We start from the raw sequence: 11629 nt of genomic DNA, 5'->3' as shown, positions 1-11629 counted from the left end.
CCTTGGAACGGGGGGCCGGACGGGGGGGCGGGAAGTCCGGGCCCGCCACGGCGTCCACAATTCTGCGCAGATCGGCGGAGGCTTTCGAGCCGGGCTGGTAGGTCAGAACGCTCTGCCCGTGGGCGGGGGCCATGGCCACGCTGACGCTCCGGCGGACCTTGGTGTGGAACACCTGGCTGTCCAGCTGCTCCGCCACGGATTCCGCCAGATCCAGAATCTCACGGGAGAGGGTCAGGCGGCGGTCGTACTTATTCAAAAGGATGCCCAGAACCTTCAGGTTCGGGTTGAAGGACTTGCGGACGGTGTCGATGGTATCCTGAATCTGGGAGACGCCCACAAGGCTCAAGACCTCCGCCTCCATGGGGACGATGAGCCCGGTGGAGGCCACGTAGGCGTTGATGGTCAGGATGTTCAGGGCCGGCGGGGTGTCGATGATGATGAAATCGTAGTTGGGCTTTACCACGTCCAGCTGCTGGGAGAGCATGAATTCCCGCCGGGGGGCCGTGAACTCCACCTCGGCGGTGGAGAGCATGATGTCCGAGGCGAGGATGTCGCCGTATTCCGTGTGGGAAATGGCCCGCTCAATGGGACAGGCGCCGGTGAGCACGTCGTAGACGGTTTTGCNCTCGNCGATGTCCAGGCCCAGGGTGAAGCCCAGGTTGCCCTGGGGGTCCAGATCGACGCCCAGGACCCGCGCGCCCCGCTGCTTCAGGCCGCAGACCAGCGCGGAAACGGTGGTGGTTTTGCCCACGCCGCCCTTTTGATTCGTGACAGTGATGACCTGTGTCAAAGGATTTTCCTCCTTACTGTAAAAACTAAACGGGGACCTCTTATTTTTATTATACTATATGTCGATAAAAAAACATAGAGGAATATCAAAAAAATTCTAACTTCGATAGACCCCGCCCCGAAAGGGCCGGGGCGTCACCAGAATTCCTGAAAGGGGTTGTATGATATGGCAGTCAGCGGCGTAAGCAGTTCCAGAAGTATCTATGGAAATCGAAATGTGATTACGGGCCTTGCCAGCGGCATGGACACGGAGAGCATGATCGAAAACGCAATCTCCGCGTACAAAAACAAAATCTCCGCACTAAGCCAGAAACGAACCAAGACCGAGTGGAAGCAGGACGCCTACAGGAGCATGATCAGCAAGATGTCCTCCTTCCTCTCAANGTACACCTCCTACCGGTCCGCCAACAACCTGATGTCCACCAGCTTCTTCGACCAGGCGGTGAAGACGGTTTCCAAGGGCNNCAACAAGGACCTGGTGTCCGCCGTCGGCCGGGCCAGCAGCGACGTGCGCATCGACCGGGTGCGCCAGCTGGCCACCGCCGCCACCTATAAGCTCAGCGGCACCGCGCTGGACGGCACCACCGCCGCCTTCGGGCAGGATAAGGTCAGCGCCTCCGCCAGCGGCACGCTGGACCTGGATAAGGAAATTGACATCAGCAAGCTGAACGGCTCGTTGACCCTGGCCTACGGCGGCGCCAACGCACAGAGCTATCTGACCGTCAATTTCAACGAAACCAAGACCTACGCCAACGCGGACGAGCTGGNGGCGGAGATNAACNANNAGCTGGAGGGCCAGAGCGTCTCCATCGGAACCAAAACCTACACCGGCAAAGAGCGGCTGGACAATGTGGTCAAGGCCGAGGTGGGCGCGGACGGCAAAATCACCTTCGCGGACCCGAAGAAAAACGGGGTCTATGTCAGCGGCGCCACCGGAAGCGTGCAGGAGCAGCTTCTGGGAGGGAGTGAACCCAGCACCGAGGNGGGCANGCAGATCANGTNCCTGACNCTCGCCGNCGGCGCCCTGGACACGGAAAAGATGAGCACGCTGGAGTACCTGTCCACCCGGGGCGCCAGCATGGAAATCACCCTGGACGGCAAGACCAAGACCGTCAAGCTGCCGGGAGAGGACGCGGTCAAGGGCCTGACCGGCGCGGACCGGGNCGCGGCCTATGTCAAGGCGTTCCAAAAGAGCATTGACGACGCCTTCGGCAAGGGAAAACTGACCATCAGCGACGCGAACGGAGACGGTAATGGCATCCAGTTCCAGTTCGACGCGCCGAAAGGATCTACTTTCGCCATTGGCTCCACCAAGGGCGAGATTTTGGGCTTTGGCGAAAGCGACCGGGTGACCAGCTACCTCAACACCGGGAAGACCCTGGGCGAGCTGATGAAGGGCAAGGACTTCTCCACCTTTGAGAAAGCTTATGTCCTGGATTCCAAGGGGAACAAAACCAATAAGCTGGCGACGGATGCCAACGGCAAACAGCTCTACTCTTTTAAAGTCAACGGCAAGGAAGTCGGCCAGTTCAACGAAGACACGGCCCTGAGCACGGTCTTCAACGCCATGAACAGCAACAGCGACTCCGAGGTCAAGGTAGGCTATTCCAAACTGACCAACGAGCTGACCTTCACCGCTAAGGATACCGGCGCGGCCAGCGAAATCGACTTCGGCGGAGACGACTCCATGGCGGCGGCGCTGTTCGGCAAGGTCGACACGAATTCTGAGGACTACAGCGCGGGACAGGACGCCATCTTTGAGGCCAGCGTCAACGGCACCTCCCTGGGAGAGATTACCCGGAGCTCCAACGATGTGGAAATGGACGGCATGACCATCAGCCTCAAGGGGACTTTTGGCTATAAGACGGACGAAGACGGAAATATCCAGTATGAGTCCGAGCAGGCGAAGGACAAAGATGGAAGACTGCTCTTCAGCTTCCAGGGCGTAGAGAAAGCCGCCTCTGAAAATGAGGGCAATCTGGAATTCACGGACGAAAAGAGCGGGAAAACCGTCTATGGCACCATTGGCGCGGACGGAAAGCTGACCTTTACAAACCACGCCGGGGCTCAGGTTTATGCCCGTGTGGATGCCCAGAACCGCCTCCGGTTTGACGCGGACGCGTCCCAGGCCGTGGAAGGCAGCGCGGTCATGAACAAAACGGCCATCAAGGATACNAAGGCGGAAGGCGTCACCTTTGAGACCAGCTCCGACGCGGACAAAATCGTGGACGTGGTCAAGNAGATGGTGGAAGACTACAACGCCATGGCGAAAGAGATCAAGGACGCCTATTCCACCCTCCCCGCCCAGCGGTCCAACGGCGCCTATTATGAGCCTCTGACCTCCGAAGACGAGGAGGAGATGAGCGAGAGCGCCGTCAAGAACTGGACGGAGAAGGCCAAGCAGGGCATCCTCTTCGGAGACCGGGACCTGGCGTCCCTCTATCAGCGCCTGACCTCCGCCGTCTCCATGACCGGCGAGCACGGCGCGGCCCTGCGGGAGGCGGGCATCACCGTAAACTACTCCAACGGCCTGACTACCCTGGAGTTCAACGAGGATAAATTCCGCGCCGCCCTGAACAACGACCCCGATAAGGTCCGGGACGCCTTCACNTCCAGCGTGGAGTCCGGCGCCAAGAGCAACGGACTGATGCAGGCCCTGAAGCAGCCCCTGGATATCTACGGCAAGACCGAGGGCGGCAAGGGCGTGCTGGTGGAAAAGGCGGGCTCTCCCCTGGCCCCCAGCACCATGTACAACAACACCATTCAAAAAGAGCTCAACAACATCGNCTCGCAAATTGAGCGCTGGCAGGACAAGATGGAGGACCAGATTGACCACTACACCAGCCAGTTCTCCCGCTTGGAGCAGCTCATCCAGCAGATGAACTCCCAGAGCTCCTACTTCTCCCAGCTGATGGCGGGCGGCTGATTTTAAAAAGGCGGTGATCCACAAACAATGGATATGAAAGGCTTCCAGTCATACAAGGAGCAAAGCGTCAACACCATGACCCAGGGGGAGCTGCTGCTGCTTTTGTATGACGAGCTGTATAAACGCCTGTCTCAGGCGGAGCTCATGCTGGATCAGCAAAACTTCCCCGTCTATGAGGCTTCCATTGAGCGTTCGGTCGCCATCATCGACTANCTGGACTCCACGCTGGACCGGCAGTATCCCATCAGCAAAAACCTGGCCCAGCTGTACGAGTATTTTACCTATGAGCTGGGCCGGGCGAAAATCGGCCGCCGCAAGGAGGTCCTGACCCATGTGAAAAGCATGGTGGGCGAACTGCGGGNCGCCTNCNGCCAGGCGCAAAAGAGCGGAGACTCGGGAAAGTAGGGATTCAAGATGGAAGCACCGGCGCTGATGGATGCCCACGTACAGCTGAAACGAATCTATACCGCGCTGAACGAGGCCCTGGATTTGACCCGCCAGCTGGCGGACGCCGTGGACCGGGACGATCAGGTTTCGGCGCAGATGCTGGTTTCCATGCGGCAGGAGCCCATTGACAAGCTGTCCAGGGCCCGCCAGGCCCTGGACCAGCAGCGGCAGAGCTTGCCGCCCTCCGCTGCCGCCCGCCTTTCCGCCATTTTGAGGGGCGAGGCGGCGGAGTCGGCGGAAGAGGCTCCGCTGACGGCCCAGATCGGCGTGAATCAACGGGTCTTGAAGCAGCTTGTGGAGCTGGACCAGGTGGTCAACCGCAAGCTGGCGCGAGAGAAGTCCATTTACAAATAAGACAACGCGCGAGAGCCGGAGCCCGGCCGGATTGTCCGGGCTCCCGCCTTTGCGCGCGTAAGGACGGATACCGGGAAACCGCCGCCCGGCGGAGGACGAAGCCCAGTTCGCCGGAGGCATGATTCAAGACTACGGGAGCGCAGAGTATGCCCACGATTACGCTGGAAAATGTGACAAAGAACTATAAGCTGGACCGACGGCAGCAAAAAGAGCAGAAGGGTAAAAAGTATGAGGTCGGCGTGGAGGATATCAACCTGACCATCCGGCAGGGGGAGTTTGTCTTCCTGGTCGGCAGCAGCGGCGCAGGCAAGAGCAAGATGCTGGACCTGATTTCCGGGAAGATTAGGCCCGACAAGGGCACGGTGTACCTGGATAAAAAGGACCTCTCCAAGCTGATTCCCTGGAGCCAGAANCGCATGGCCATCCTCTTCGGCAAGGTCCAGCAGGAGCACAGCCTTATCCGGAAAATGACCGTGGAGGAAAACCTCTGGGTGGCCGCCCAGGTGGGACGGCGCCGCTTTGAAAGCGGCAAGCATGTGGATCTCCGGGTGAAGAAGGTGCTGGGCCTGGTGGGGATGCGGGGCGTGGAAGCCCGGTATCCCGTGGAGATGTCCATTGGCGAGTGCCGCCGGGTGGAGTTGGCCCGGGCCCTTATCAACAGCCCCCCCATTCTGGTGCTGGACGAGATCACGGCCAACCTGGATGACGACAACATCTGGGATATGTTCCAGCTTTTGCAGGAGGTCAACCGCATGGGCACCACCGTCATCATGGCCACCCACGCCAGCCGGTATGTCAACATCATGCGCCGGCGGGTGATTACATTGGTGGACGGGAAGATTTTCGGCGATGTCGAGAAGGGAAGATACGGCGACGTGGTGTGAAAGCCTCGGGAAGCCGATTAGAATAAAAGAAATCTTGACGCATTTAAGAAAACGAGGAGGAAGCAGGAAATGATAAAAAACATGAAGATCAGGAAGAGCCTGATTATGGGGTTCGGGATCACCATCGTTGTTTCCGCGATCATCATCATCGTGTCGCTGGTCCTGATGGCGATGCAGAAGGGGCAGTACACCGACATTCTGGATAAGTACGTGGCGTCCAATGAACTNGTGTCCGAGTGCCGCATCAGCTACAACATCGCCGCCCGGAATCTGCGGGACGCGGTGCTGTCCGGCGACATGACCAATGTGGACGCCACGAACAGTAAAATCAGTGAGCTGAGCGCCCAGCTGACCGAGCTGTCCAATACCTATCCCCTGGACGACAAGACTGAGCTGAACTCCTTCATCAGCCTGGTGGAGGCCTGGGAGAAGGAGGCCGCCAGCATCGGCGAGACGGCCCGTACAAACCAGCAGAAGGCAGCCGAGATGCTGGTCAATGACTGCACTCCCGCTTTGAATCAAATGGCCACCGCCGGCGAAGGACTGGCCGCCAAGCTCCAGGCGGAGCAGGAANCCATCATCAAGCGGCAGAGCACGGTTTCCAACATTGCCATGATCTGCATTGTGGTAGCTATGATNATTGCCACTCTGGTGNTGCTNCGGCTGGCCCTGATCATCATCAAGAGCATCGTAATCCCCACGGAGAAGGTCCGGGCCGCCCTGGTGGGCTTCAGCGAGGGCAAGCTGGATATCCCCGTGGACTATGAGAGCAAAAGCGAGCTGGGCGAGATGTGCGACGCCCTGCGGACCAGCCAGAAGGTATTGGACNGCGTCATCAAGGACGCCTGCCGCCTCCTGGAGGAGATGGGCGAGGGCAACTTCAACTGCCGCACCGAGGCCGAGCAGTACTACGTGGGCGAGCTGTCCGACATGCTCAAGTCCATCCAGATTATCAACCGCAGCCTCAGCGACACCCTGGCCCAGATCAGCCTCAGCGGCGAGCAGGTTTCCTCCGGCTCCGACCAGGTGTCCACCGGCGCCCAGGCCCTGGCCCAGGGCGCGACCGAGCAGGCCAGCGCCGTTCAGGAGCTGTCCGCCACCATCGCCGAGATCTCCAGCCGCTCCCAGAGCAACGCCAAGCGGAGCGAGGATGCCATCGACCACTCCAAGAACGCCGACCTGCGGGTCCGGGAGAGCGCCGACTACATGGAAGAGATGGTCAAGGCCATGGAGAAAATCTCCAGTTCCTCCGAGGAGATTGGAAAGATCATCGCCACCATCGAAAACATTGCCTTCCAGACCAACATCTTGGCGCTGAACGCCGCCGTAGAGGCCGCCCGGGCGGGCTCCGCCGGCAAGGGCTTCGCCGTGGTAGCCGACGAGGTGCGCAACCTGGCCACCAAGTCCGACCAGGCCGCCAAGGCCACCAAGGAGCTGATTGACAACTCCATCACCTCCGTTCAGTACGGCAGCGAAATCGTCAAGCGGGTCTCCGAGTCCCTGGACAAGACGGTCCAGGCCACCAACGAGTCCATGTCCGCCCTCCAGGAGATTGCCAAGGCCGTGGAGGAAGAGGCTTCTGCCATCGCCCAGGTCACCGAGGGCATCGACCAGATTTCCAGCGTGGTGCAGACCAACTCCGCCACCTCCGAGCAGTCCGCCGCCGCCAGCGAGGAGCTGAGCAGCCAGGCCAGCCTGATGAAGGATCTGCTGAGCAAGTTCCGCCTCCGCAACGACAGCGGAACCAGCACCTACACTGCCCCCGCCTACACGGAGGAGAGCGCCGACACCTCCTATGACACCGGCTACACCAGCGGCGGAAGCGCCTTCAGCAAGTACTAAGCGGTTGTTCCGCCGGCCAAAGTAAGACGCGAGNTGTCATGGACATGGAATGAACGCAGGACCACTCGCGCCATCCCGCGCTGGCAGTAGAGTTCCCTGCCATGATGCCAGAAAGCGGTTCGGTGCCGCTTTCTGGCATCATNTGCGCCTCTATCGTCGATGCGCTTGAGAATCGGTTATGAAGAGGCAGGAAAAGGAGCGTCGCATGATGAAGGATTTGAGAGCCCAGGAGCAGGATTTGATCTTTGCCCTGGATATCGGGACCCGCAGCGTCGTGGGCGTTGTGGGCAGGCCCTCCGGGGGCCGGTTCAAGGCCCTGGACATCGAAATGGCGGAACACGGAAGCCGCGCCATGCTGGACGGACAAATTGATAACATCCATCAGGTGGGCACCCTGGCCCGGACGGTGACGGACCGCCTGGAGGAGCGCCTGGGCGTCCGTNTGGAGCGGGTCTGCGTGNCCGCCGCCGGGCGGGCCCTGCGGACCCAGAGCGGCAGCTTTACCATGGATATCAGCGCGGAGAAAACCATCAGCGCCGAGACCATCAGCCGCCTGGAGGCGGGGGCCCTCTCCGCCGCCGAAGAGGCCCTGCAGATGGAGGACGAGGTCCGGAGGCAGTTCTTCATGGTGGGCTACACCGTGGCGCAGTACCGGCTGGACAACTATCCCCTGGCCTCCCTGCTGGACCACAACGGGCAAAAAGCGGAGGCGGACGTGGTGGCCACCTTCCTCCCCGGAGAGGTGGTGGAGAGCCTTTATGCCGCCATGCGGACGGCGGGCCTCCAGGTCTCCAGCCTGACCCTGGAGCCCATCGCCGCCATGAACGCCGCCATCCCCGTGGAGCTGCGGCTTTTGAACCTGGCGCTGGTGGACATCGGCGCGGGAACCACGGATATCGCCGTCTGCCGGGACGGCAGCGTCACCGGCTACACCATGGCCACCATCGCCGGGGATGAGATTACCGAGGCCATTATGCAGACCTTCCTGGTGGACTTNCAGACCGCTGAGGAGATGAAGCGGAATCTCCGCCCTGGGGAGGACGTTTGTTACACGGATATCCTCGGCCTGGAGAACACCGCCGCCTTTGAGGAGNTNTATGCCGCCATTCAAGAGCCCANGGGCCGCCTGGCGGAGGCCATCGCCGTCCAGGNGACGGAGNTCAACGGCGGCGCGCCCTCGGCGCTGTTCCTGGCCGGAGGCGGCAGCAAGCTGGAGGGGCTCCGGGAGAAGGTGGCCGCCAGCTTAGGGATGGACGAGCGCCGGGTGGCCATCGCCGGAAACAATTTTGCCAAAAGCGCCTTTGCCGACGAGATNGACCTGAACAACCCGGAGTATGCCACGCCCCTGGGGATTGCCATTTCCGCGGGCCTGGGGCTTTTGAACGACAGCTATGTCATCACCCTCAACGGGGAGACCGCCAAGCTCTTCCGCAGCGGGACGCTGACGGTCCGGGNCATTCTGCTGATGAACGGCTATACCTACGCCGACATGCTGGGCCGCTCCGGGAAGAACCTGGGGGTGACCCTCAACGGACGGCGCATGGTCCTCCGGGGCGAGCCCGCCGCGCCCGCCATTCTCCGGGTGAACGGGGAGGAGGCGGCCATCAACGCGGTGGTCCACGCGGGGGACAGCATCCGCTTCCAGCCCGCCCGCAGCGGCAGGGACGCCGCCAAGACCCTGGGCGAGCTGCTGGGGAAGGATTTCTCCGGCCGGGTGCTGCTGAACAACCGGGAGGGTGACCGGAAGGCCCCCCTGCGCCAGGGGGATGTGATCCTGACGCTGGAGGGCCCGGCGGGCCTTATTCCCCCGCTGCCGGAGCTTCCGCCGGAGCAGCCGGAGAAGCCGGAAAAGACCGCCCCCCAGCCGGAACCCGACGCCCCGCCTCCGGCGCCTTTGCCGGAGGAGAAGGCGGAGCCGGTTTCTGAGGAGCCTCCCCAGCCGGAGCCCCCGAAGCCGGTGAAGCCCCGAATCCGCAAGCGGGAGGTGGAGATCCTCCTAAACGGCAAGCCCGTGGTTCTGCCGCCCAAGGAGAACGGCCAGCCCTATTACGTTATGGACCTGCTGGAGCGGTCCGGCGTGGATTTCGAGAAGCTGGAGGGCCCCGTCCGCCTGGCGGTGAACGGAACGGAATGCGGTTTCAGCCAGGCGGTGAAGGACCGGGATTCCATCACCATCCACTGAAAGCGGGCCGCTTGAGTATAAGTAGGAGAGTGAAGCGTTGAAACAGGATAAGGCTGATAAGATCATACAAAAGGCCGAGCTCAAGGCGAAAAAAGCCGCCCAGCAGGTGGAAGCCGCCGGCAAAAAGGCCGAGGCGGCGCGGAAAAAGCAGGAGGCCCTGGCCCAGAAAAAAGCCGCCAAGGCTGCCGCCGCCGCCACAAAAAAAGCCGCCGCCAAGACCAAAAAGGCCGAGGCTGTGGCCAAGAAGGCCCAGGCGGCCGCGCAAAAGGCGGAGGAGAAAAAGGCCAAGGCCTTGGTCAAAGCCGCCTCCAAGTCCTCCGGGCCCGCGAAAGAGGGCGAGGGCGGTGAAGCAGAGGGAAAGAAAAAGAAGGGCAAGAAGAAACTGCTGCTTATTCTCATCCCGGTGCTGGCCGCCGCCGTCGGCGTGGGGGCATTCTTCTTCCTGAAGGGCGGCGGGGAAGAGGAGGCGGAGGAGCTGGAGCCCATCCAGATTCCGCTGGAGTACGTGCTGAACGAGGTCCACATCACCGCCCTTCCGGTGAGCGGGGAAGAGGTGCTGGTCTACCAGGAGGAGGTCCAGCCGGAGCCCCCCGCGGAGCCGGAGGAGGAGGAAGAAAAAGACAAGGAGCAAGACGCCTCCGAAGAGAACGGGGAAGAGGGGCAGGCGGAGGAGCCCGCCGGAACGGAAGAGCCCGCCGCTGAAACGGAGGAGGTTCCCCCGAAAACCCTCTACCGCTACGAGGGGCTGAAGAACCCCGCCGGCCTGATTGCCGGTTATACGGCGGTTATGACCTGCGAGGACGCGGGCTTCTCCGTGGTGGACGAGACGCTGCTGCGGATCGATCCGCCGGAGGAGTTCGCCGCGCAGGGTTCCGTCCAGCTGGCCCGGAACGAGCCCAAGGGGGAAGATGGAACCGGCGGAGGGGTTTCCTCCCTGCTGCTGAGCTGGGAGGGAACCAGCTGCTCCGTGCTGCTGGATACGCTGGAGGGCCGGGTCCACGACCCGAAGCCGGAAGCGTCCGCTCCCTCCGCTCCCAGGCGGGGCCTGTCGGACCTGGAGGCCATCCATCCCTCCAAGCTGGGCTTGCCCGGCGAGTCCATGGAGGCCTATGAGATGATTCCGCAGGAAGGGTCCGTCCGCATTGCCGGGTCCATCTGCGTGCGGGTGAATATCTACGGCGAGGGCAACCGGTTTGCCGGAAGCTACTTCTTGTCTACCGACGGAAAGCTCTATAAGCTGGACGAGAGCGTCAANAAGGTGGTGGAGCTGGAGTGNGAGTGATCCGGAACCAGCCGGAGGCTTCCGGGCAGTCCCGTTAAGCGGTAGGCCGTCCGGCCCTGCGCCGCTGTGAGCAGGGGGGCTAAGAGGCTCTCCAGCACGCAGGCGGAGGACCGGACGGAGAGGGCGTCCCGCCCCGGCGTCAGCGCCCGGGCGGTCTCCGGGGCCACCCGGACGACGTCCACGCCGTACTCCCGGCCCAGGGCCGCAATCTGTTTGACGGTGTCGGCTTGCCGGGCCTCCCCATCCAGGGCGCGAAAACCGATGACGCCGCTGAAGCGGCCCGCGATTTCCCGAAGCACGCCGAGGCGCACCATCGCCCGGCGTGCTTCTTCGTTTTCCCGGAAGAGCCGCTCCGCCAGCTCCGCCGGTCCGGCGGGCTCCCCCGGGTCCGCCGCCTTCTCCCGGAGGGGGGCGCGGTCCTGGGAGAAGCCCAGGGGACGCCCACCCGCCGCCGTCAGGTCCGCGTTGGTGGTGAAGACGAGGATACAGCGGCGGAAGTCCAGCTCCCGGTTTCCCTGTTCGTCGGCCCTGCGGGCCGTGCAGCGGCCCTCGTCCAGGATGGACATGAAAACCTTCAGGACCTCCGGGTGGGCCTTTTCCAGTTCGTCGAACATGAAGACGGNGAAGGGGTCCCGCCGCACTGCCTCAAAGACGGGCTGGTCCTCATAGCCCACATAGCCCGGCGGCGCGCCGGTGAGGCGATGGACGGAGTGGGCTTCGGTGAAGGTGTTCAGCTCCGTCCAGACAAAGGAGTACCGCCGCCCGCAGCAGCGCTCCAGAGCCGGGGCCAGGGCCTTCCCCAGCTCCGACTTCCCCACGCCGGTGGGCCCGTGGAAGACCAGGGACAAGGGGCGGGCCGGGGCCTTCTTCCCCGCATGGCTGTAGAGCCGGAAAGCGGCGGCCTCCACGGCCCGCCCCTTGTC

8 protein-coding genes are annotated in these 11629 nt (G+C 62.3%); 6 read left to right on the top strand and 2 right to left on the bottom strand.

Annotated features, from left to right (window positions below; genetic code table 11):
* Positions 1-790: ParA family protein (locus JX325_RS07970; protein ID WP_204790630.1), on the bottom strand; the 790-nt coding region annotated here is incomplete at its 3' end.
* A gap of 165 nt (positions 791-955) precedes the next feature.
* Between JX325_RS07970 and fliD the strand changes: the two genes are divergently transcribed.
* The 6 genes from fliD to JX325_RS07940 all read left to right on the top strand — a co-directional run bounded on the left by fliD (position 956) and on the right by JX325_RS07940 (position 9424).
* Positions 956-3715: a flagellar filament capping protein FliD gene (gene fliD, locus JX325_RS07965; protein WP_204790629.1), complete on the top strand. Its 2760-nt coding sequence runs from the start codon at positions 956-958 to the stop codon at positions 3713-3715.
* Between the two features lie 27 nt (positions 3716-3742).
* Positions 3743-4120 (top strand): flagellar export chaperone FliS, encoded by a 378-nt coding sequence (gene fliS / locus JX325_RS07960; protein ID WP_204790628.1) that lies wholly within the window; start codon positions 3743-3745, stop codon positions 4118-4120.
* A gap of 9 nt (positions 4121-4129) precedes the next feature.
* Positions 4130-4516 carry a hypothetical protein gene (locus JX325_RS07955; protein WP_204790627.1) on the top strand — a complete coding sequence of 129 codons (387 nt, stop codon included), beginning with the start codon at positions 4130-4132 and terminating at the stop codon, positions 4514-4516.
* 146 nt (positions 4517-4662) lie between these two features.
* On the top strand, positions 4663-5400 hold the full coding sequence (locus JX325_RS07950) for a cell division ATP-binding protein FtsE (RefSeq protein WP_204790626.1): 738 nt from the start codon (positions 4663-4665) through the stop codon (positions 5398-5400).
* 69 nt (positions 5401-5469) lie between these two features.
* Positions 5470-7242, top strand: a complete 1773-nt coding sequence (locus JX325_RS07945; RefSeq protein ID WP_204790625.1) for a methyl-accepting chemotaxis protein — start codon at positions 5470-5472, stop codon at positions 7240-7242.
* Between the two features lie 205 nt (positions 7243-7447).
* Complete coding sequence (locus JX325_RS07940; RefSeq protein WP_307819257.1) at positions 7448-9424, top strand: cell division FtsA domain-containing protein; 1977 nt, start codon at positions 7448-7450, stop codon at positions 9422-9424.
* 1230 nt (positions 9425-10654) lie between these two features.
* Here the strand turns inward: JX325_RS07940 and JX325_RS07935 are convergent.
* Positions 10655-11629: AAA family ATPase (locus tag JX325_RS07935; RefSeq protein ID WP_204790624.1), on the bottom strand; the 975-nt coding region annotated here is incomplete at its 5' end.

It is taken from the genome of Oscillibacter sp. CU971 (genome assembly GCF_905219725.1).
Classification (GTDB): domain Bacteria; phylum Bacillota; class Clostridia; order Oscillospirales; family Oscillospiraceae; genus Oscillibacter.
This window is presented reverse-complemented; position numbering and strand designations above follow the sequence as displayed.

Coding starts and splice junctions, on each gene's coding strand:
- JX325_RS07955 (WP_204790627.1), top strand. CDS start 4,130: ATGGAAGCACCGGCGCTGATGGATGCCCACGTACAGCTGAAACGAATC.